Raw genomic sequence first — 22,724 nt, 5'->3', positions numbered from 1 at the left:
ATTAAGTCTTAATTTCCGTGCAGTTCTCGACAGATAGCTGCAAAAAATTGACTATTCAATAATAAGGAATTTCTTGTTTAAATTGAGAAATACTGTTGATTGTTCGTTTTTCATTTGTAGGTAACGCGTCGAACCTTCCTCGCGAGAACAGCACAAGCTCGCCACATCGTTCTCTTTTGGCTAGTTGCTGAGCAAATTCTTGTATTTCTTCAAAACTGAGTTCTTTTACCCGTTCGGCAAGTTTGGTGTTGCGGTTGAAGCCTAAGTCCTGCGTTCCTAAACTCACCCACAAACGTTGCGACTTCATTGACAGAGTAAGATCTCTTTCTTCCAATTGCTTAATGAGGTTCTGCTGAATTGTGGGCCAGTAAAAGCGATAGAATTCAATTTCATTTAACTGCTGGAACAGAAAGGTGGTCATAGCCTCTAACAGAACTTTGGGTTCACACTGTGGGCTTTGAATATAAAACGCCATTCCTGGGTGCTGATTATGTGGAACATAACCGGTACCAACGATATACCCTAACTGCTTCTCAGTTCTCAAGGCGTTAAAGAAAGGCGCTGCCAACATCTGCTCTAGCACCATACACAGTGCCGTGTCGGTTAAGCCGGGAGATGGTGCTTGTAAGTAGAGCACCACGGCAGAGTCATCGTGATTACAAACTACCTCATGGTAGAGGGCGCCGCCCACCGGCAGTTTAGATACTGCACGGGAGAGTGGGGCACCGCCTCTCTCAGAACACCGCTCCCGCAGACTCGAAGAAAAGTGTTTTGCTTCGTCACTTGTCCAGTTTCCATGCATGAACGCCTCGATAAAATATTGCTTGAAAGCCTTAGCTCGACAACTAAGCATCTGCTCATATGAAATATCATCAATGACGTCTAATAACTCAACGGGCGCCTGCGTATTTCTCTGAATCAGTACACTTAAGCGAGAAAATAAACGGTTGGTTGGCTTATTGAGCAAAGAATTATGTAAGCTTTGGATTTGCAGAGCTTTATGGTGTTCAAACGCTTTTTCATCGGGAATAAAATTCACAACCGCATCGAGCAGTTGGCTTGCCAGCAGCGTTTGTTGATGAGTAAAGCCACGAGTGTGCAATGTAAAGCCAGCTTGATGCCCATAAATTCGATAGTGTAGCCCTGCGATTTCCGCACGATAGTATTTTGCTTGAAGATGGTCATTCAAGGCGCCTAGCCAAATGCGTTTTGCCGCCACTGATAGCAACGAATCTGAAAAGTAGCTTGTGTCAAACGAGACATAGATATCGCCTTTAGGACTATGGAATTGCTGGTCTTGTGCAAACCAGAAGCGGTAGTCACCATCGTCTAATAGTTTATTTGGAATGTTAAAGCCAAACTCGGGTAATATCAGTTTATATTCGCTAGCTAAATAAGGGTTCGGCGGAGGAAGGGCAAGCGCTGGATTCGGCTTTGGAGAGGCGAGGGAGCGCAGCAAATTCTGGTCAATTTGCTCTATCCCATATTCGGCCTCGTAAAATGCACAGGTTTTGGTAGTTTTGACACTTTTAGCAATTATCTTAAGGCGAATATTGTCGGGCGTAAAATAAGATAACGCGTTTTCTAAAATACCCTCGTCATAGCTTCCAATGGTAGAGCGAAGTAGATTGAGTTCGTGCTGATCAAAAATAAATTGATGCTGTGCATATTCGATAACCAGCCCGAGTGGTTTTACATTTTCCTCATATTCCAGAGCGAGGGCGTTCAACTGCGATTTCTCATGAAAACGCCACTCTTCTGATGCCGCTTTCTTTATTAAGTCTATGTAGCTGAACAGCGCTTCTAACACCAATGCCTTGTTTTCAAGGCCTTCTTGGGTGAGCTGAAAGCTAACATTGAAATCTTTGAAGCTATCACCTTCAATCCCAGAGCCAGCGATAAGGTTTAACGCCCAATCTTGCTCTTTTAAATAGGCCAGTAAGCTGCCTTCGCCTTCATCACCAATGAGATGGCTTATATAATTAAGGGGTTTAGTGACGTAGTCGTTTTGCAGAGCAGGGAGTGCAAACGTTACAATCATCCTTCTGGCTGATTGTAACGGGTTGATGTTTATTTGAATGCCCAATTCGTTTTCTGTGTAAAGTGGTGGCCAGCGATCGTTAGCTAACTCACCTTGGATTAACGAACCAAAGCATTGTGATATAAGTGCTTCAAGCTGAGGAATGGGCATTGGGCTTGCCACACAAAGTCGCATATTTCGAGCACAGTATAATGTTTGATGAAGCGCTTTTAAGCGTCGTTTTAATTCGGCGCAGTCATGCTTAGAAAACGTATCGCTGTTTCCTACTGAAAACTTAGCAAAAGGGTGTTCAGGGTTGCAGGTTTCTTTATGTATCTGGTAGAGCCGACGTAAATCATCTTTCTTTTTAAACTCAAACTCAGCGTGAATATTCTTAATTTCATTGGTAAGCGCGTCTTCTTCAAACAACGGCTGTTTAAGCATGTCTGCAAAGGCGGGCAGTGTTTGCGCTATTGCGTCGCCGCTGCAGCTGTAGTGGTAATTAGCGTATTCCGTGCCAGTCCACGCATTTATTGTCCCTCCGTGTTGCTCAACAAAGCCGTTGATGGCGTTTGGCTTGGGTAGGTGACGACTACCCATAAACAGCATGTGTTCAAGAAGATGAGCTAAGCCCTGACAGTCGTCGGGGTCGTAAAAATGCCCAGCTCTGACAGCCATAGATATAAACGATTCATTCGCTTCTGGCGTATGGCATAACATAACACCCAATCCATTGGGCAAGGTAAAGTGATGTGCGTTCTCTAAGTTTATGATGTTATTCACATTGTCTCGTTATTAGTCAAGAGCACCTCACTGCTGGAGCATCTGTTAAGTAGAACTTTAAAAAACGTTAAATAATGTACGAATATTCTCACTATTCGCCGTTTAGCGCTAGGCGTCCTATCAGGTCTCTGATATCTTACGCATACTTTCATTAATACTATGCGCAATGTTATGTCAGGTCAAAGTAGCAACGACGACATTTATCTTTTCATTATGCGTCACGGTGAAGCGGAAGCACCCAGACTCGATGATAAAAGTAGGCAGCTTACTCCTTTAGGGAGAGAGCAGGCGAAATCAGCAGCTTTATGGCTAAGAGATCAATATTGTGAAAAAGGTGTTGTAGACCTTGCGCTTGTTAGCCCATATCGCAGGGCTAAACAAACACACGATATGGTATCGTTAGATATCATTGCAGACAAAGTAGAAAGCAATGAGGACATTGTTCCAGACGGTTCTCCTCGACTCGTCAGTGATTACATTGACGCACTTCTGCACGCTGCAGTTAACTCGAAAAAGCCCATTAAAAAGCTGTTGGTGGTAAGTCATATGCCTTTAGTGAGCTATTTAGTTGACGAGCTTTGCGATTCTTACACGACCAGCCTATTCTCTACAGCTTCAATTGCCGTAATAAAATACTCGCTGCGTGAACATAAAGGCACCTTGGTCACCCATTATCAGGGCTTATAATACTTATCTATGCGGATTGGTATAATCTATATTTGCTAGCCTTCATGTTAAATGAGAGGAATTGCTCAAATAATAGTTAAGGTTCTTTTCAACCGGTCGATAGTATCTTTGAGAGTGTCAAAGTTTATTCTATTGAAGGGTTGGGAAATGGACAGCAAATCTATTCCTGAGCTCCTTAAGCGTTCATTGCAGTCGCATATGGCGGAGGCGGATTTACGTGAAGATGAGGAGACGCAGGATATTATTGCCAAATTATCTGTGCTATCAGATAAAGTTGCTGAAGCGAAAGCTAGGGCACTGGCAAACCGAGCGCAGCGCCTAGCTGAGGAAGCAAAAAGGTAGTGACCTTAGTGAAATGCGCTAGTGGTCATTACCAGATTCTTTGGGCGCAATGTAATATTCCGGCATAACCCTAACCGTTTTTATCATGCTCTCTGATATGTCTACAATTTCCAACGGATAGCCAGCCAATCTTACACTCACCTTGTTTTCAGGAATATCCTCAAGATATTCGAGTAATAGTCCATTCAATGTTTTAGGACCTTCAGTGGGTAAATTCCAGTTCATCTCTCGGTTCAACTCACGAACGTTAGCACTTCCATCTACTAAAACGGAGCCATCTTGCTGCAAATTAGCTTCTTTACTGTGGTCGGGAACCATACTCGTTGTAAAGTCACCGATGATTTCTTCCAGAATATCTTCTAACGTAACCAGCCCCATAATATCGCCGTACTCATCGACGACAAGAGCGATGCGCTCTTTTTCTGCCTGAAACTTATACATCAACGTATGAAGCGGCGTCGATTCAGGTGTGAAATAAATTTCACGAACCGCACGAAGCAAACTTGATTTGGTGAACTGATCTTTCGATAACAAGCGCAGTGCGTCTCGCACATGAACAAAGCCCACCGCATCGTCAACACTATCGCGGTATAACAGAACGCGAGTGTGCTGCGCATGGGTTAACGCTTTTTGGATTTTTTTCCAGTCATCATTAATATCTATGGCAAAAATTTCTGCTCGCGGCACCATAATGTCTTCAGCGGTAACGCTCTCTAGGTCAAGGATACTAACCAGCATATCTTGGTGTCGCTTGGGTATCATTGCACCCGCTTCGAAAACCACGGTTCTTAATTCTTCTCTGCTAAGCGAGTCATCGCTACCACTTGCAGGGCTAATCCGTAGAAGCGCAAGAATACCGTTGGTAATTCCATTGATTGCGGCGACGAAGGGGTATAGCAGTTTTAGCAGAGGGAGCAGGATAATAGAGCTGGGGAAGGCCACTTTCTCTGGGTAAAGCGCCGCCAGTGTTTTAGGCGTCACTTCCGCAAAAATGAGCAGAACCAAGGTTAATCCAAACGTGGCTGCAAATAAGCCCCAATAATCACCAAATAGTCGGATACATAGGATTGTTGCCAGTGAAGATGCAGCAATGTTAACTAAGTTATTACCGATAAGGATAAGACCTATTAAGCGGTCTGGTCGGTCGAGAAGCTTCGCAACTCGTATCGCAGAGCGATTACCTTCGCCTTGCAAGTGCTTGAGCCGATAGCGATTTATCGACATCATGCCAGTTTCTGAACTAGAAAAATACGCAGATAATAATATGAGTACGCCGAGCGCGATAAACAGCGTACTCGTTGATATGTCGTCCAATTAATGGGTTCCTGTCTAATCTTAGGGTTCAAATGTATTGATTTGATGCCTTGGTTTCAAGGGGAAATTGTTGATATTTCCTTAAATGTGCAGAAAACAAAAGGCATCGGCGCTAGCAATTTACAAATTTAATTAGCGGTGGACTGGTTGAAATGCATATAAAGCGTATGTATTTACAGAAGAAACTCGCGGACCAGTTTACTGCCAAAGTAAGCGAGCGATAAAAGAGAAACCCCAACTACGGTCATAACGATAACCTGGCGTCCACGCCATCCCCGTACTTTCTGACCTATTAAGAGTATAAGAAAAACCACAAGTGCCGCTCCCGATAAAACGGTCTTGTGGGCGTAGGTTTTGTTAAACATGTCATCTAAAAAAACAAAACCACTAATAAGGGAAACCGTTAAAAGAGATGTGCCCGCTAATAAAAGCTTAAATAGAATGTTTTCCACTAGCATCAATGGAGGAAGCGAAGAATGAAGCAGTGCCGCGCCTTTTTGCTTTAACCGATAGGTTATGTAGGACATTTGTAGAGCATAAAGAAATGCGATAACCAAGGTGCAATAAGCGAACAGAGATAAGCTGATGTGGATGACCAGGCCTGGCTGTAGCTCTATATGCATAATGTAGGATACTGGAATAAACTTTGACGCTAATACAGTAAGGCTCGCAAAACCAAAAACAACGGGAAGCAAAATCAAATTAGGAATAGCTCGAGCAAAAAACAGCATAGATACAGTAATGATCCACGAAACCAACGACAGTACATTGGTAACACTCATGTCCTGTCCGGGAGCAACAATGATAACGTTAATCAGAAACGCAATATGTGCGATTGCGCCTACGCTCGCGAGTGACAATCCAAGTCGTTTGTTAGGGCCATCTTGATGGACAAACTTGCCAATAAGCACTGCAGCGGCGAGAGCATAAAGTAGAGCAGCGGATATGGCGAAAAGGGTGTTCATGGTGCTTCCTGTAATGCGTGGGTGACGAGTTCACCGACTGAGTCGGTATTGATACTGCAACTTGCAAGTAAATTCAACCATCTCCTTGATTTTGTTTATTTCACACCCACTTTGTCCGAGAGTATACAATCGATACAAATGTTTGAAAATTTAACCACAATTGTGGGTACGTTCATATTCCCTTTTACGATACAATGTGGGCATTACGTCTGAAATAAAAAGAAGTTTCATACTATGTTTGAGAATTTATCAGAACGCTTAGGCCAGACATTACGAAATGTCAGTGGTAAGGGGCGTCTAACAGAAGACAATATTAAAGAAACGCTGCGTGAAGTGCGTATGGCACTGCTTGAAGCCGACGTCGCGCTCCCCGTGGTGAAAGCGTTTGTTGCTCAAGTAAAAGAGCGTGCTGTTGGTACCGAAGTTACCAAAAGCTTAAAGCCCGGCCAGGTGTTTATCAAGATAGTTCAATCTGAACTAGAGTCAGTGATGGGGGAAGCTAACGAAAAGCTTAACCTTGCCACGCAACCTCCTGCCGTTGTGCTTATGGCCGGCTTGCAAGGGGCGGGTAAGACTACCTCTGTAGGTAAACTTGCCAAGTACTTGACTGAGCGCGAGAAAAAGAAAGTTATGGTGGTGAGCGCCGATATATATCGTCCGGCCGCTATCAAGCAGTTAGAAACGCTTGCAAGTGAAGTGAACGTAGCTTTTCACCCGTCAACCATTTTGCAAAAGCCCATTGATATTGTTAATGACGCGATAAGCGAAGCAAAGAAGAACTTCTTTGATGTATTGCTTGTAGATACCGCAGGTCGTCTGCATGTTGACAACGATATGATGGACGAGATTAAAGAGCTTCACGCTGCGGTTAAGCCAATTGAAACCTTGTTTGTGGTTGATGCCATGACAGGTCAAGATGCTGCAAATACGGCAAAAGCCTTTAATGATGCACTTCCGCTTACCGGTGTAATCCTTACTAAAGCAGATGGTGACGCACGAGGTGGTGCAGCATTATCAGTTCGTCATATTACGGGTAAACCCATCAAGTTTATCGGTATGGGTGAAAAGGTCGATGCGTTAGAGCCGTTCCACCCTGAGCGCATCGCATCTCGTATCTTGGGCATGGGTGATGTACTTAGCCTTATCGAAGAGGTTGAGCGTAAAGTCGATAAGTCTAAAGCCGAAAAGCTGGCCAAGAAGGTACAAAAAGGTAAAGGTTTTGACCTTCAAGACTTTAAAGATCAGCTTGAGCAAATGAAAAACATGGGCGGCATGATGGGGATGCTTGATAAGCTACCCGGCATGGGCGGTATGTCTGACAAGATAAAAGATCAGGCAAATGACAAGCAGTTCAATCAAATGGAAGCCATCATTAACTCAATGACACCTGCTGAGCGAGCACGTCCCGAAATTATCAAAGGTTCTCGCAAGCGTCGTATAGCCGCTGGCTCTGGCACCCAAATTCAAGATGTGAACCGCTTACTTAAGCAGTTTACTCAAATGCAAAAGATGATGAAAAAAATGTCTGGCGGCGGTATGAAGAAAATGATGCGCCAGATGAAAGGCATGATGCCCCCAGGCGGTGGCGGTTTTGGTGGTCCTGGCGGCCCTGGAGGACCAGGTGGATTCGGCGGTGGCGGCTTCGGCGGTGGCGGTGGCTTCCCGCCACGGTAAAGGGCTCCCTCGTCATTTTAAGATGTTTAAAAACCTCAACTGCAGCAATGCATTGAGGTTTTTTTATTTTTTTGCATCCAGTTTCTCTGTTGGCTCGTTTGGCTTACTGAACAGGACGTGAGCACTATCTATTGCACCCGCTGCCGATAAGCAACGTCTCTTCGCTAAACAACAAGTATGGAGATGATGATGGAACTTAATAAAACATCACAACAAAAATTAAAATTATCGCTATTAGCTACCGCTATGGTTTTTGCACTTAGTGCCTGTGATGGTGATGACGGCGCTGACGGTTTAAATGGCGCAGATGGTGTAGATGGCTCACCCGGTCAAGACGGCGTACCAGGTCAAGATGGCGCTCCGGGTTTCGCAGCTAGCACCTTTTTGGTTGCCAACAATGGCGATGCCAACCGCAACACGGTGTCAGTCGTCGATCAAAATGCCAATTCACTCAGTACCGTAATAACTGGTGCAAATGAAGGTATTGTGTTTACTGAAGGCGGCGCGTTGGTTCAAGCTGGTGACAGTGATTTACCTTTATTAAGAACGCTGTGTAATTTTGATACTCAGACGAATTATATGATGAGTACTGGTAAGGAAATAACCGGTACTTCAACAGGCTTAGTTAACCCCAAAGGTATCACTTTTGCTGAAGATGCTGGCTTAGTGATGGTTGCCGATTTCAACGGCCAAAAGGTCAGTGTTTTTGGTGGTCAGGCAGCGGGAGACGTAGCACCTGTTGCTGAGATAATGGTATCCGCAAAACCATGGGACCTGGCCTATGATGAGCAAAACGACAGATTATTTGTAGCACTGACTGATGGTACATTAGCAGTATATGACAATGTCGCTGGCTCGGGTTTTGCGCCTACGGTCATGCGCTCAGTGGTGCCTTCTGATGCAGACGGCAATCAAATATCTATAAATCTGCACGGTATTGCTTACGAGCCTATGTCTAATCGCATGGTGTTGTCTGATGTAGGTGATGCTGCAGTTGCAGATGATGGTCAAATTTTTGTGTTGGACAATGTTTCTTCTGCAGATGGGGCAGTGGTACCAACGAGAGTGATTGGCGGAGCGTCGACTCAGCTTGGTAACCCGGTAGATATTATTCTTACAGGATCTGATCTTCGTGTGGCGGAAAAATCAAATGATGCCATTTTGGTTTTCTCAAATATTTTCAATGGCGAGAGCGGCGACATTGAACCTACGTTATCTACGCCGTCTGTAAAACCAGAGTCGATAGCCGAATTTAAAGAACGAGAAGCGATGGAAGACGCGTCAGACGATGGCATAACTACCATGCCGATCATGGGACTGTCTGTATCTAGCAATCCGTCGAGTGAGAGCGCAACGACAGGACAGGTCGCACAATATAGCGCAGTGCTATCTAGTGAGTTAAGTACCTTTGATGCGGGTATGAGTATTGAAAGTGCTGCCTTTACGGCAAATGGCGATGGTGTTATTACCTATGATAACGTAGATACATTAACAGGTGGTCTGCTTATAGTTAACCGTCTTAAAACCATGCGAGACGGCATGGAGTATAGCGATAGTTTCGACCATATGATCGCAGGCAGTGAAACCGGTCTGATTGCACCTAAAGGGCTAGATATTGCCTCAGATGCAGGTGTGGTATTTGTCGCTGATGTTAATGAAACCACACCAGCTGTGCGCGTCTTTTCACCGTGTGCTTCTGGCAACGTGGCGCCGCTATTAACCCTTGAAGCCGCGAATGGGGCTCGTCCTTGGGATGTGGATTATGACCCGGCTACTGACAGCGCGTATCTCGCATTAACAAATGGTTCGGTTGCGGTATTTGAGGAAGTTGTTAGAAGAATGGAGAGTGGTGAAACCGTAATAACTGGCGAAGATAGACTCATTGTGCCTGCAAGTGGCGGTGCAGCTTTTGCTGCTCCAACTAACATTCACGGTATTGACTATGATAGTCAAAGCGACAGCCTTGTAATCTCTGATGTGGGTAGTGCTGCCGACGCCACTGACGGTAAGCTTTATGTTATATCTGGCGCAGGTCGTGCGGATGGCTTAACTGACGTATCGGTGAATATAGCTGGTCCGAATTCAATGTTGGGTAATCCAGTGGACTTAATGTTAAGCAACGGTCACGTCTATGTTGCTGAAAAATCAAACGGTATGATCCTTCGCTTTGATAACATTCTAAACTCAGCATCGGGTGATATTGCACCGACTTTTAGCATGATGTATCCAGCGCCCGAGTCGGTTAGCGTGCTTTCAGTGAAGTAAGATTGCCGGTGAAATAAAAAGTAAATCGTAAAGGGGCTGGTTTAATGGCTCTCTTACATTGGCAAGTTGACAGCAATTTGTCACATTAAGCATGGCGGTACGTACATTTAACATGGCGTACCGCCATTTTTATTTAGCTATGTAACTACTACATAACTATCACTCTTAGGTTGTATAGTAACCTTCTTAAAGCCAGTAAAGTCGGTTTTAGATCCCTCTTAGTGCAAAACTTAAGCGTACTGTTTCTCATAACAAAATCTGCAAACTTTACCCGCTTCTCTTGCTGGCGTAATTTATCTCTTTCCGCGGCATAGCGGTAAACGCCCCATAAGTTTGAAATGTAACGTTACTCAATTGAGAGCGTGCAAGTATCAACATGAAGAAAGAAGCAAAAATCAACCCTCAATAGCGCGCTTTATAACCAACAAATCAACCTGCGTCTGTGCAAGTTAGCTAATTCATAATACACTGACGGGCTACATCGTGCGCGCGTGCTTGGATGTGAAGGTAGGCAATTTTCTTAAACCTTTGTTAAGCACAGTTTTATGTTGTGTGAACAGTCACACGGCAGAGTTTTTGATACAGGAACACTATGGCAGGCTTAAAACGTATTATTCTAATCGACACGCATTTACCTGGCGTGGTCGAGCTAAAGCTTGATGGGCACACCAATATTTGTGGTACCAATGCGTCGGGTAAAACTACCCTTCAGCGACTTATTCCCGTGTTTTACGGTGAATACCCAAGTCGCGTGGTACCGGCAACGCGAGACAGTTTCGAGCGTTGGTATTTACCTCGTTTATCAAGCTTTATTATCTACGAATACACACGTGCTGAAGGTGACCTGTGCCAAGCAGTGTTAAGCTCAAACGGTACAGGCGTAAACTACCGTTTAATTGGTAAGCCATTTGAAATCAGCGACTATTTGATAGAGCAAAAGAATGGAAAACACGCCAGTGTAAGCAGTGCCGAGCTTGCCCGCGCCATGAAGCGTAACAACATTTTGGTCACCAGTTTGCTGAATACCAAAGACTTCCGCGCAATTATTCAAAACGATCACGGTGTGTTAAACCAAAGCAACAATGCCCGCGAACTACTAGGCTATGCGAAAATTTTTAGTCTGTGCGAACCTTCCAAGCATATGCGCCATATCGAGAAGCTGGCTAAAGCGGTTCACTCGAAAGAAGGCAAGATGGAAACCATCAAGGCAATGATCGCTGCTATCTTAGAAGAAGATGGCGTCACGCCACCTACTTCGGGCCTAAGTCGTCATCGCGTTGATGACTGGATTAAAGAATGTCACTTAATCAAACAATTCGACAAAATCCGCCCTGAGTTTTCCAAACTTGAACAAGCTGACATGGCTCTGACAAGCACAGAGCAAGTGCTTGCTAACCTGAAACATAGCTTTGAACTTGATAAAACTTACCTGGCTGCACGTGTTGAAACCACCAAAAACGAGCTTGATGAAAACAGTTTTCAGCGTAAACAAACGGACAGCGAGTGGGGCGATACTCGCGATCACTTGAATCAGGTTATTTCTTCTGCCCGCGCCGATGTTGAAAAGTTCACGAGTGAATTAGATACAGTAGAGCGTGAATTCGATAAGTGGCAAGACGAAAATATTGAGCAGCTTAAAGAAGACGTTGCAAATTTGTCGCAGTGGCAAAATGAAAAGGCCATGGCCGATAGTCGCTATGTTTTGCTTACAGAAAAGCACCAAGATATAGAGTCTGCGTACAACAAGCGCTTAGCAGAACTAGGCGAGAAGCTCTCAATCACGTTGGAAGAGATGTCAGCCGCACGCCAAGAGGCCGCTGAGAATAAAGCGCAGCAGCAGCAAAACGAGCGTGAAGCGTTGAGCCGTATTCAAGATGATTATAATGGTCAGCTCAGTGCAATACAGAATGATTACCAAACTAGTTTAAATGAGCTGAAAGTCGCAGAAGCTGAGCTTAAGGCTTCACTAAGCAACGCAGGCTACAACGAATTTGAGCAATCCCAGTTAGATATTCTTGATGCGTCCATAAAAGAAGCATCGATTAATGAAGATGCGGCCCGCGGTGAATTAAGACAAGCTCAGCAGGCCCATAGCAAGTCGGTAGAGTTTCGCAAAGAATGTTCAAACGCGTTGGATAAAGCGCGTAATGCCTTTCAGCAAGAAGAAAAAGCGGTTAGTAAAATTAATGCGCTTTTATACCCTGGCGAAGGGTCGCTACTTGAATTCCTGCGCGCTAATGTTGACGACTGGGAATTGTCGCTTGGAAAGATAATTCGACCAGAACTATTAGAACGTACCGATTTGGCGCCTTCGTTGGCGATAGATTCGGTGGGCGTTAGCGACACATTCAATGGTGTTAAACTAGCGCTTACTGAACTTGATACACCTGATTATGCCTTTACCGAGCAAGCGCTTAAACAGCAGCTACACGAAGCGGAAGTGCGACAAGCTGCGGCACATGCAGCACAAAACGAATGTGAGCAGCGCCTTGCAAAAGCAAACGAAGACGTGCGCAACGCGGAACTCGTGGTTACGCAAAAAGATAACACGGTAAAAAGCGCAGAGGCGACGCGCAAACGTGCACAGCAAGACCGAGATACAGTACTCAGTGAATATCAGCAGGCCTTATCTGTACGTAAGCAGAAAGCCAAAACTAAGCTGGAAGCCAATCAGCAAGCGCAAAAGCAGGCAAAGGCACAGTTCGAGCTGAGTCGAGATGAGATAAAAGATCAGCAGCGCGAAGCGGAAACCGAGCATAAGTTCCATTGGCAACAGCTTATCGCTGATAGCGAAGCGAGGATTTCCCAAGCCGATAGCGATATGCGCAAAGCGAAAGAGAGTGCGGCGCAAGACCGTAAGGGTATGCAAGACTGGCTGGAAAGTGAGTTAAGCAATCGCGGTGTCGACGTTGACGAAATAGGTCAGCTTAAAAAGCAAATCAATAAGCTAAAAGAAGATATAACGCGCACTGAAACCCATCGTCATAAAGTGGCCGACTATGAGCGCTGGTATTCCAATGTATTCACGAAACAAAAGGTTGTATGGCAGGAAGGCTTATCTAAAGCGCGCAAGTTACTCGGTGAATCTGAACGAAGCTTGGCGAGTAAGCAGGCAACCTACAAGACGGCAAGAGAGCAGCTTCAAGAACAGCATGCGCAACTAGAAGCAACGCTTAAAACCGCCAGCGACCATCTAGAGCAGGTTAAAAGTTTAAGCAAATCCCTAGCTAAACTTACGTTACACGCCGGTGACGAAACCGCAGAGATCAAGCATGATGATGTTAGCATCGGTCAGCGAATATCGGAAGTGCAAAGCCAGCTTCAAGAAAGAGAGAACTTGCTCAGCGATATTCGTGCTTACGTAGAAAGGTTTGATCAGCTGATTGCCGCGCAAGCCGGTACAGGTTTATCGGACACATGGGAGCGCGCTCGAGAGGAATGCGCCACAATTAACGCCCACGGCGTGAAGAGCTTTGATCACCGCCGTATGGTGTCGCACTTAGCCCAGCTTCTAAATGTTATTGTTCCTCAGAAACTACAGGGCTTGCGTGAGCAAGGCCGTATCTTTGGTGCCGATCTTTCGCAATACTACTTTGTACTTGCCGACATCGACAAACGCATTGTGTCGCAAAGCCGCCGTATTACCCAAGAGGTTGACGGCGATCTTTCTCTTGATGGTGTATCAGACTCGGCTGTTAAAATTCGCTCACGTATCAGTGAACTTGAATTCTGGCCTGAACTTGAGCAATTCAGAAAGCTCTATGAGCACTGGATGGAAGAGGGGGCTAACGAGTTACCAGAGGAAGAATACGGTCAAAGTATGCGCCGTGTTCTTGATATTCTTGGTCGTGCGGCGCTTACGGGCGGCATTAGCAAGCTACTTGATATTGAGTTACACCTACGCGAAGGTAAAAGTGACCTCGTCATTCGTACCGACCGTCAGCTTAATGAATCATCAAGCCACGGTATGGCATACCTTATCTTGTGTAAGTTTTTACTCGCTTTCACCCGTCTTCTGCGCGGTGATGCCGATGCCACAGTGCACTGGCCTATTGATGAATTAGGTACACTTCACCAAAACAACGTGAAGAAAATCTTTGAAGCATGTCAAAACAACAACATTAGTGTTGTCGGCGCATTCCCTAACCCGGAATCGGAAGTACTGACGCTGTTTGAAAACCGCTACTTGATAGATAAGGTGACCCGCCAACTGCAGGTGGTTCAGCCAAAAGCAAGCTCTATAGGGGCGCGCATAAAATTAAAAAAAGAAGCAGAAAAGAACGGTGAAGTAGCAGGTGAGGAGACATCAGCATGATGACAGAACAAGGCCGTGTACTAAGCGCACTTTTACAAGGCGCGTTTATTTGTCAGGTGACCGATGAAGAGGCGTGGCGTTTTCTTAAATCAAGAGACAATGCAGCACAGTTAGAACCTCATTTGGCGCTATTAAACCGTACACTATCGACCACCGCCGAAGGTGACGTTTTCTTCGCCAGTTTTCTCACCATTGGAGAGAACGAGCGTAAAGTGCTTACCCAGCAGTTTCAAGATACAGCGTCGAACTTAGTACCTTTGGTGGAATGGTTGCTGTTGGTTCAGCAAGCGAATGAATCTGATATGCCAATTACCATGGGCAGCGCCATTCGCTTGAACGAACTGCAAACCACTATCGAAGATACACCCGCCTACGCTGAACAGCTAGAGAAGATATCGCGTTACCGTATGTTCGGCTCTACCAGTGTGAATTTAGACGGCCAGCTCAAGCAGGTATTTAAGCGCTTAACCGAAATGGGCTATTTGATAAAGCCAAATCCGGACAAGCAGATTTATTTAGGCACGGGTAAAATTGAACACTTGTACGAGATACTTCGCTTTATTGATGAAACGGAAGCATTGAGTTTATCTGAGCAGGCGGAGGCCGCTATTTCGCAAGGTAGCTTGATATGACCCAGGTATTAATTCAGGCAGGCACTAAACTATTAAATGCACTGGGTCGTCACAGCGACCTTATTATGCAGGCGTATATTAATGGTTCGGTAAAGGAGCGAGATCACAGCCCTAAGATATTAGAACAGCTCGTTCAGTTAGGTGTGTTATGGCGCCCAGAGGCCCAGAGTGAACTGCGTTTAAAAAGTGCGGTAAGAACCCTTTTAGAAGGCAGTTTGCAAGACGAACGCAATCGTACTATTAACGCCAATATTGGTGCGTCGTTGGCAAGCCTTAAAACCTTAACCGAGCATTACAAAGAGGCGCTTCATTACGGTAAATATAACGAAGCCGCCGCCCATATGGGCGATTTGACCGAGCATGTTTATCAGCTTTCAGAATCATTGAGCAATAGTGTGCGTGTCATGTTTGGCCGCATTAACAATGAATTCGGCTATGTGTCTTCGGTTGAAGCAAAAATTCGTGAAAATGAACTGGCACAAGGGCAGGTCACAGACTTATTGGCACAACTTGAGTGTTTTCGTTTCGATGAATTAAGTGAATTGGCTGGCTCTAACCGAGAGCTCCGTCATCTGTTGGTGGTGTCGCTGCAGCAGCGTTTTGCCAAAGCTGCGCAGGAGTTATCGGTAGTACAAGCTCGCTTGCTTGATTTGCTAGGCAGATTCAGAGAGTTCCAAGGCCGTACACGCTTGCTAAAAGGCTTTTTGCTGCACATGGAGCAGCAGCCTGACTTCGCGCCGGGCAACTATGCTAATCTGACCAATGTCCCGGTGTTGTTTAATCATTCAGACTCTATCATTTCAAATGCTGCTCCTGACGTTAACAATGTAGAGCATGAAGCAGACTATCAGCATATAGTCGGTTCGTTGACTCACATTCACAAACGTCAGTCCAAGCACGAAGAAACTAAACCGGTCGATATTGATGTTACGGAACAATCGACATTGTCGTTAGAAAAAGATCCCCTACAACAAGCAGTGGAAGAATATTTCTGTGAGGTCATTGACTCAGGTCAGCCTAAGACAGCGCTAAATTACTATGAAGAGCATTCTTTAGACTTCGACCCTGAAGTGTGGATTTATCAGGTCATTGGTGGCTATCAATCACTAACCACTGAGGACAAGCAATTTTTCGCGTTAGAGCCTCATGGTCAAAATGATTCGATTTATACGGGAAACTTTTATATCAATGACATCACTCTAGGGCTAAGATAGCGCCAGCAAAACGTCAATATAAAAAGCGCCTAGCAATATATTTTAATGTCTGCTGGGCGACCATTTTTTCAATTGTTTCTACTATTAACAAGTCCTGGATGGACCTTCACTAATATTTTAAGCCCCAAGTTTCTATATTGCTATCATCGTCAAAAAATTCTTACTTTTTTGCCACGCACGATACTTGGAACCTGTTAAAAAGCACCTATAATACATTAAGCGTTTACACTTATTTAACATGATGAACTAAAAGCTTCATTGCAGCGTAACATTACCGTCAATTCATTGGTCTAGGTTATTTATGCAGTGATTCGTTACCGCGCCGTCCTTGTGCGGAATACAAAATGTCAGTGAAGTAAACGCAAAACTATCGCTACTGCAGGATGCAGTACATGTTGTGGTACTGCCGCGTACAGTACGAAGAGGAAGAGTGTTATGCAATTATCAGAACAACAAAGCTTTAATCAGGCCCTAATCAAATTATCAGTATTACTTTATCAAGTTGACGGTATGGTAACGCTGTCTGAACAGGATTATCTTAGCTCAATAATAGAATCGCTCGATTGGCAAAGCCCAATCTGCCGCGAAGCTTTCTTGAACGACACTATCTATCAAACTCGAAAGGCTATCGACACGGGCGATGCAATTACTTTTTTACGCAGTCTAAAGAATGACTTGTCATTTGATGCTGAAAAAACATTAGAAGTTGCGATGGCGATAACCGGTGTAGACGGGGAGCGTAGTGAAGAAGAAACGGAACTGCTCTCGCTTCTTACCCATAAGTTATTGGCTAAGGCACTAGTTTCAGGAAAAGATACCCTTCAATAATTCAGCGTATCGAAAATAGACCTATAAATAATGTCAAACCTTGTAATCAAAGCGGCATTTACATGTGCCGCTTCGCTGTCGCTTTTTATGTCAAGCGGCTGTCATTCGTCACACAGTTCTCAATTTAGTGCCAGCGAAAAACAGTTTCCTGTTGGAATTCAGCCTTTTAGCGCTTATTTAGAAGAAGTTGAAGCTTACCTTTACCAGCATAGAGCGTTCATTTCTGATGATAAAGCAAAAGAAGTAACCATGAATATGCCGTTTGAATGCGGCTCTCAGTACACCGAGAAAGGGCTACTACTTGTTCATGGATTAGGTGATTCTCCGTTTTTCTTTCGAGACATCGCCAGCGCTTTGTGTCGGGAGGGGGTTCATGTCAGAACTATCTTATTGCCGGGTCATGGCTCTAAACCTGGAGACATGCTAAATGTCAGCTATCAGCAATGGCAAAAGGAAACAAATCATCACATCAAGCTGTTTTCTAGCGAAGTCGATAACCTATACCTGGGTGGTTTTTCGACAGGAGCAAACTTAACCACTATTGCTAGTTTTACAATGGCCGACCAACTTGACATAAAAGGGCTCGTTCATTTCTCACCCGCGTACAAATCTCGCTTTTTCGTCTCTCGTTTAGCGCCTTACGTTGACTCACTGTTTCCGTGGCCTAATGTTGAAGAGGAAGACAATCCAAGTCGATATAATTCCACCGCTATGCCGGGCTTTGCAGCCTACCAAGAAAGTGTTAATGCGCTTCAAGATTTGTTTTCTGCATCAGCAAGCAAACAAAGTAAATTGAATTTGCCAGTTTTCATGGTCGTTGCAGAAAAAGACAGCGTTGTTGATACGCTAACCATTGCTCAGCAATTTAAGGACAACTTCACCCACCCGAAAAAGTGTTTAGTCTGGCAGGGAGAAAATGAGCCTGACATACCTTCAAATATGCGTATTGTTCAAACTATGAAATTACCAGAGCAGCGCATTAGCGCGGCATCGCACATGAGTACGCTGTTTTCTGCTAACAATTCACTATACGGCACGCAAAGTGATTTCCGAATTTGTGACAACGGTCAGAGCGACGAAAAAGAATCACGCTGTATCGCAGGAGAGGAGGTTTGGTTTGGGCCTTGGGGATATGAACCAACAGAAGAAGAAAGGCCTCACGTTTACGCAAGGCTAACCTATAACCCTTATTTCGAAAAGGTAGTAGACCAGTTAACTGCATTTATCGGAAAAGAAGAGGCCGCAACTTTCTGCAAAAGCGAGTGAGCAATTGCTTACATGGCGAACCTAAACTATTACCTGAATGCAAATTGGCGAGCGCGTCTTTTACCGACAGGATAACAGTTTAGGTTTACTTTCTATAAAACGCTCAAACACTTATCGCCTAGGCGCTATGTGCCTGAGCATCTTCCATTTCTTTCTCTAATTTTGCACTTTCATCTGCACGCGGTTTGGTAAAACGAGCTAAGGCTAAGTAAAGTACAGGGGTTAGATACAGGGTAAATACTACGGCAATACCTAAACCACCAAATACCACCCATCCTATTGCGTTGCGGGCTTCTGCACCTGCACCAGTAGAGAGTATAAGCGGTAGACCACCGAGAATGGTCGACACCAGTGTCATCATAATGGGACGTAAACGCACTTTACCGGCCTCAACAATCGCATCGTAAACATCGTATCCTTTGTCACGAAGCTGGTCGGCAAACTCAATAAGAAGAATTGCGTTTTTGGCTAGCAGACCAATCAGCATCACTAGGCCTATCTGCGAATAAATATTAATGCTTGTGCCCGTTAAAAACAGGGCATACACAGCCGCTGCTATTCCAAAAGGAACGGTGAGCATTACCACAACCGCGCTATTTACGCTCTCAAACTGTGCGGCAAGTACCAACAGAACGATAACAAATGCCAATATATAGGTAAGCGCGACTTGTTTAGAGGTTTCTTCAAAAGTCTGCGCCTCGCCTAAAAATACTAGTCCTATACCATCTGGAAGAGTATCAAGACCAAGCGCTCGAATTTTTTCAACAACGTCGCTAAGCGCTACATCCTCAGGAAGTTCCATTTCAACCTTTATCGCACGTCTTTGCGCCTGTCGTTCTAACTCAGCAGCCACACCTTCTTCGCTTATAAATGCAACGCTGGAAAGAGGAACCAGATTACCGTCATTACTTTTTACGTACAGACTGGTAAGTTCGGAAGGGTCAAGCGTACTGCGGTTATTGGTTTGCAGCATAATTGGAATGGCTTGATCGCCCACGTTTAAATCAGCAATATCATCGCCATTAACCGCAGCGCGAAGGGTGCTTGCAATATCAGTAAGTGGCACACCTAGCTCTTCAGCGCGGCGTCTGTCGATATTTACACGCATCTGTGGCTGCGTGGGGTCGTAGCTTATACGAGGCCTGCCAAGCTCAGGTAACGTTTCTTCAAGCTGGCGGGAAAAGCGTTGTGCAGCACTGAAGATGTTTTCATAGGTATCACCGGTAAGCGCTATTTCAAGCCCGCCGCCTTGTCCTCGAAGGTTCAAACTATTTCCGCCAAAGGCATTGCCCGGTGCTCCCGGGATTTGCTGAAGTTTTGGACGGATTTCATTCACCACATCTTGGAGGGATTTGTCTCGTTCATCCCAATGCTTAAGTGGCGCAGTGATGAAAACAATGTTTGGATCCCAAGAACCCACCACAGTGTAAATAGAGTCTATCGTGCCGTTTTCCACATAAGGCATGAGAAGCTCTTCCATTTTCTCTGCTTGCCTGTCCATGAAGTTTAGGCCAGCCCCGTCCGGACCCCGGGCAAAAATGCGAATAGTGCCCCTGTCTTCACTAGGCAGAAGCTCATTGTCGATATTTTGCGCTAAAATATATGCACCACCGCCTGCTGCTAAACTCAAAATCCCCACAACCCAGCCGTACTTTAGCGCTTTGAGTAGCGAGGCTTGATAAAGACGTAAACAGGTATGACCAAATTTGCCAAAGGTTTTACTGAACAGACCATCTTTACTGGCTGGTTTTACTTTTAACCGAGCCGTTAATGCGGGGACTAGAGACAGTGCGACAAAAGATGAGATAACTACTGCGCCAGCGAGCACACCACCGAATTCCCTAAATAATCGCCCTGCGGTAGAGGGTAAAAATGCAATAGGAATAAATACGGAGGCCAGTACTGCGGTTGTGGCGACCACGGCAAAAAACACTTCTCTTGTGCCAACGACGGCAGCGGCACGAGCGCCAAGCCCCATGCTGCGGCGTCGCTGAATATTCTCAGAAACCACGATCGCATCATCTACTATCATGCCCGTTGCCAGTACAAGCGCAAGAAGGGTAAGGATATTAATGGAAAAGCCCATACCCCAGATAATAGCAAGGGCGCCTGCCAGCGACACAGGTATAGACAGCGCTGGTACTATGGTTGCGCGCCATGAGCCTATAAACACCAGTAGCGTAACTACCACAAGCGCAACAGTAAGGCTCAGTGATATCACTACCTCTTTAACAGAGTCTCGAATAAATTCTGCATCGTCAGCGGTGACTACAATATTCATATCAGTAAAGCGCTTGTCGAGGTCTTTTACCATCGCCAGCACTTCATCCGAAATTTCGATAGTATTTGAGCTAGCTTGACGGATAACGCCTACGCCAATAACAGGTGTGCCGTCTAGGCGGACCACGCTGGTGGTGTCAGCAGGACCGAAAAAGACACTGGCTACGTCGTTAATTCGTATATCACCGGTGACCACAATATTGCCCACGTCTTCAGCTGAGACAGATGTGGCGTCAGCGCGAACGATTAATGCCTGTTCAGCGGATTGTATGCTTCCTGCGGGCACATCAAAGGGTGCCAGTGACAATGCATCGGCAATGTCACTCATTGATAAACCAAAGCTAGTGAGACGCAGTGGGTCAACTGAAACACGCAGTACGCGCTCTCTATCGCCATTTAAGGTTACATCGGCAACGCCGGGAATGCTTAAAAATAGTGGTGCAACATCTGTATCAACCCGTTCGGTAAGGGTTTCCATATCCAGCGTATCGCTTGATATAGCCAAGCTTACTACCGCTTGCGCGTCGCTGTCTGCGCGAATAATCGCCACTTGTTCAACGTCATCAGGAAGCTGTCTTTGTACGCGGCTTACCGATTCACGCACTTCGTTCGCGGCATCTTCCAAATTAACACCAGGACGAAACTCTACGCGAACCCGCGCTGAATTTTCTTCGCTTTGCGCATAAATATCTTTTACGCCACTTACCCGGGCAACCGCACCTTCAAGGCGACCTGTTACTTCGGCATCAACCGTTTCTGGTGACGCGCCAGGAAATTGGGCGGTTACAGTAACCCGGGGCGTGTCCACGTCAGGAAGTTCACGAACTTCAAGACCACTTAGTGCGGCAAGACCAGCAATAGCAATAAGTAAGTTCAATACAACAATAAGAACAGGACGTCGTATTGATAAAGAAGGTAAATCGTTAACAGAAGAAGCTAGATTAGGATCACTCACCTTGAGGCCCTCCGGCCAGTTCAGTTGTAATTTCCTGACCAGTACGCAAACGTTGTACACCTTCTGCAATCAGTTTGTCGCCTTCTTTGAGCTCGCCAGAAACTAGAATGGTGCCTCGTAGCCTTTGATGAACACTCACATCAACTCGCTTGGCTTTTCCGTCTTCAGCAAGCCATATGTAAGCGCCAGTAGCCCCCCAAAGCAGTGCAGCTTCTGGAATAGCGGCAAAACGGTCACCTTCAATACTTAAGTTAACGCGAAAGCTCATACCTGGACGGAATTGATCTGATGAATTATCAAGCAGTGCTCGTGCTCGAAGGGTACGGTCTGCTTCATTAATGCGCGAATCAACCTGCGCTATTTCAGCCCTTACTAGCGTTTCTTTATCGCTCCATGGCTCTAAGGTAACATTAGGGGCATTGAGCAGCACTCGCAATGCGGCTTCAGGGGCTTTGAAGTTAACGAAAAGTTTGCTTCGGTTATCTAGCGTAGTGATAACCGTTTGCTCGTTTATTCGATCGCCCACTTCAACATCAGTTATCCCAACAACACCGTCGAACGGAGCAATAATATGCCTGTCGTCTAAATCTGCTTGTGCCTCTTCTAATGCAACTTCGGCAAGGTCCCGCTGGGTGCGAGCCAAGTCTAATTCACTGATAGGTACTGCGCCTTGCTTGTAGCTAGACGCCAATCTTTCTACTGTGCGCTGTGCATCTTCTAGATTCAGCCTAGCGCGTTTGAGCGCAGTTTGTTGGCGTCTGTCATCAAGACGAACAAGCACCTTACCTTTCTCAACCGATTGGCCGGGGACAAAATTGATTTCTGTGACTTCGTCAGAAACGGCCGGGTACAGGATGATGGAGCGCACGGCCTCAGCGCTACCAACGGCCTCTACTTTTCGCGTCTCGTTCATAAATTCGATAGACTTGGTGACGACAAGTTTCGCTTGTCTGTCGCCCATGAATTGAGCGTTAGCAACCGGTATCGCAATAAGAAAAAGAGCACAAAGACCAGTCCATGTCTTTAGTGCACCATATACTGAATTTTTCATTTTAAACCCGTAGCGTTATCGAACTTGCGGTTCTTCGTTATCTTTTTTACTGCAAGTTCTTTGTTGTTGTCTTTTCAAATTGCCTAATTATTAGACTTTTGGTTAATCTCATATTTGTACCGTATAGCACCAT

Annotated in this window: 14 protein-coding genes; 9 read left to right on the top strand and 5 right to left on the bottom strand. The window is 45.3% G+C overall.

The annotated features are described in order from the left end of the window. Positions 1 to 55: 55 nt before the first annotated feature. Entirely contained in the window at positions 56 to 2,803 is a 2,748-nt protein-coding gene (locus GVO62_RS05460; RefSeq protein WP_159118075.1) for an insulinase family protein, read from the bottom strand. A 171-nt stretch (positions 2,804 to 2,974) separates the two neighbouring features. Between GVO62_RS05460 and sixA the strand changes: the two genes are divergently transcribed. Together sixA and GVO62_RS05450 are read left to right on the top strand one after the other, a co-directional pair. Next, complete coding sequence (sixA, locus tag GVO62_RS05455) at positions 2,975 to 3,490, top strand: phosphohistidine phosphatase SixA (RefSeq protein WP_236547078.1); 516 nt, start codon at positions 2,975 to 2,977, stop codon at positions 3,488 to 3,490. 147 nt (positions 3,491 to 3,637) lie between these two features. Next, positions 3,638 to 3,832, top strand: coding sequence for a hypothetical protein (locus tag GVO62_RS05450; RefSeq protein WP_159118074.1), 195 nt, complete (start codon positions 3,638 to 3,640; stop codon positions 3,830 to 3,832). Between the two features lie 18 nt (positions 3,833 to 3,850). Here GVO62_RS05450 and GVO62_RS05445 read toward each other — a convergent pair whose 3' ends face one another. Beyond that, entirely contained in the window at positions 3,851 to 5,146 is a 1,296-nt protein-coding gene (locus GVO62_RS05445) for an HlyC/CorC family transporter (RefSeq protein WP_159118073.1), read from the bottom strand. Between the two features lie 173 nt (positions 5,147 to 5,319). After that, positions 5,320 to 6,111, bottom strand: a complete 792-nt coding sequence (locus GVO62_RS05440) for a cytochrome C assembly family protein (protein ID WP_159118072.1) — start codon at positions 6,109 to 6,111, stop codon at positions 5,320 to 5,322. Positions 6,112 to 6,345: 234 nt separating this feature from the next. On the opposite strand from GVO62_RS05440, the gene ffh reads away from it, so the two are divergent. From ffh to GVO62_RS05405, 7 genes are all read left to right on the top strand, one after another. Continuing rightward, a complete protein-coding gene (gene ffh, locus GVO62_RS05435; protein WP_159118071.1) occupies positions 6,346 to 7,785 on the top strand; it encodes a signal recognition particle protein in 1,440 nt (479 codons plus the stop codon). Positions 7,786 to 7,974: 189 nt separating this feature from the next. Next, positions 7,975 to 10,050 (top strand): YncE family protein, encoded by a 2,076-nt coding sequence (locus GVO62_RS05430; protein ID WP_159118070.1) that lies wholly within the window; start codon positions 7,975 to 7,977, stop codon positions 10,048 to 10,050. 592 nt (positions 10,051 to 10,642) lie between these two features. Next, on the top strand, positions 10,643 to 14,365 hold the full coding sequence (locus tag GVO62_RS05425) for an ATP-binding protein (protein WP_159118069.1): 3,723 nt from the start codon (positions 10,643 to 10,645) through the stop codon (positions 14,363 to 14,365). Next, the gene (locus GVO62_RS05420; RefSeq protein WP_159118068.1) at positions 14,362 to 14,997 is read left to right on the top strand and encodes a condensin complex protein MksE; all 636 of its coding nucleotides are present in this window, start codon (positions 14,362 to 14,364) and stop codon (positions 14,995 to 14,997) included. Before GVO62_RS05425 ends, GVO62_RS05420 begins: the two co-directional genes overlap by 4 nt. After that, a complete protein-coding gene (locus GVO62_RS05415; RefSeq protein WP_159118067.1) occupies positions 14,994 to 16,211 on the top strand; it encodes a phosphoenolpyruvate carboxylase in 1,218 nt (405 codons plus the stop codon). Before GVO62_RS05420 ends, GVO62_RS05415 begins: the two co-directional genes overlap by 4 nt. A 435-nt stretch (positions 16,212 to 16,646) precedes the next feature. Beyond that, the gene (locus GVO62_RS05410; protein ID WP_159118066.1) at positions 16,647 to 17,039 is read left to right on the top strand and encodes a TerB family tellurite resistance protein; all 393 of its coding nucleotides are present in this window, start codon (positions 16,647 to 16,649) and stop codon (positions 17,037 to 17,039) included. Positions 17,040 to 17,069: 30 nt separating this feature from the next. Continuing rightward, positions 17,070 to 18,305: an alpha/beta hydrolase gene (locus GVO62_RS05405; RefSeq protein WP_159118065.1), complete on the top strand. Its 1,236-nt coding sequence runs from the start codon at positions 17,070 to 17,072 to the stop codon at positions 18,303 to 18,305. Positions 18,306 to 18,423: 118 nt separating this feature from the next. Here GVO62_RS05405 and GVO62_RS05400 read toward each other — a convergent pair whose 3' ends face one another. Together GVO62_RS05400 and GVO62_RS05395 are read right to left on the bottom strand one after the other, a co-directional pair. Beyond that, the gene (locus tag GVO62_RS05400) at positions 18,424 to 21,540 is read right to left on the bottom strand and encodes an efflux RND transporter permease subunit (RefSeq protein ID WP_159118064.1); all 3,117 of its coding nucleotides are present in this window, start codon (positions 21,538 to 21,540) and stop codon (positions 18,424 to 18,426) included. Further along, complete coding sequence (locus GVO62_RS05395) at positions 21,533 to 22,591, bottom strand: efflux RND transporter periplasmic adaptor subunit (RefSeq protein WP_159118063.1); 1,059 nt, start codon at positions 22,589 to 22,591, stop codon at positions 21,533 to 21,535. Before GVO62_RS05395 ends, GVO62_RS05400 begins: the two co-directional genes overlap by 8 nt. Positions 22,592 to 22,724 lie beyond the last annotated feature (133 nt).

The organism is Alteromonas sp. KUL150 (assembly GCF_009811475.1).
Lineage (GTDB): Bacteria > Pseudomonadota > Gammaproteobacteria > Enterobacterales > Alteromonadaceae > Alteromonas > Alteromonas gracilis.
This window is presented reverse-complemented; position numbering and strand designations above follow the sequence as displayed.

Coding starts and splice junctions, on each gene's coding strand:
- GVO62_RS05440 (WP_159118072.1), bottom strand. CDS start 6,111: ATGAACACCCTTTTCGCCATATCCGCTGCTCTACTTTATGCTCTCGCC.
- GVO62_RS05425 (WP_159118069.1), top strand. CDS start 10,643: ATGGCAGGCTTAAAACGTATTATTCTAATCGACACGCATTTACCTGGC.
- GVO62_RS05415 (WP_159118067.1), top strand. CDS start 14,994: ATGACCCAGGTATTAATTCAGGCAGGCACTAAACTATTAAATGCACTG.
- GVO62_RS05395 (WP_159118063.1), bottom strand. CDS start 22,591: ATGAAAAATTCAGTATATGGTGCACTAAAGACATGGACTGGTCTTTGT.
- GVO62_RS05430 (WP_159118070.1), top strand. CDS start 7,975: ATGGAACTTAATAAAACATCACAACAAAAATTAAAATTATCGCTATTA.
- GVO62_RS05450 (WP_159118074.1), top strand. CDS start 3,638: ATGGACAGCAAATCTATTCCTGAGCTCCTTAAGCGTTCATTGCAGTCG.
- GVO62_RS05410 (WP_159118066.1), top strand. CDS start 16,647: ATGCAATTATCAGAACAACAAAGCTTTAATCAGGCCCTAATCAAATTA.
- GVO62_RS05405 (WP_159118065.1), top strand. CDS start 17,070: ATGTCAAACCTTGTAATCAAAGCGGCATTTACATGTGCCGCTTCGCTG.
- sixA (WP_236547078.1), top strand. CDS start 2,975: ATGTCAGGTCAAAGTAGCAACGACGACATTTATCTTTTCATTATGCGT.
- GVO62_RS05420 (WP_159118068.1), top strand. CDS start 14,362: ATGATGACAGAACAAGGCCGTGTACTAAGCGCACTTTTACAAGGCGCG.
- ffh (WP_159118071.1), top strand. CDS start 6,346: ATGTTTGAGAATTTATCAGAACGCTTAGGCCAGACATTACGAAATGTC.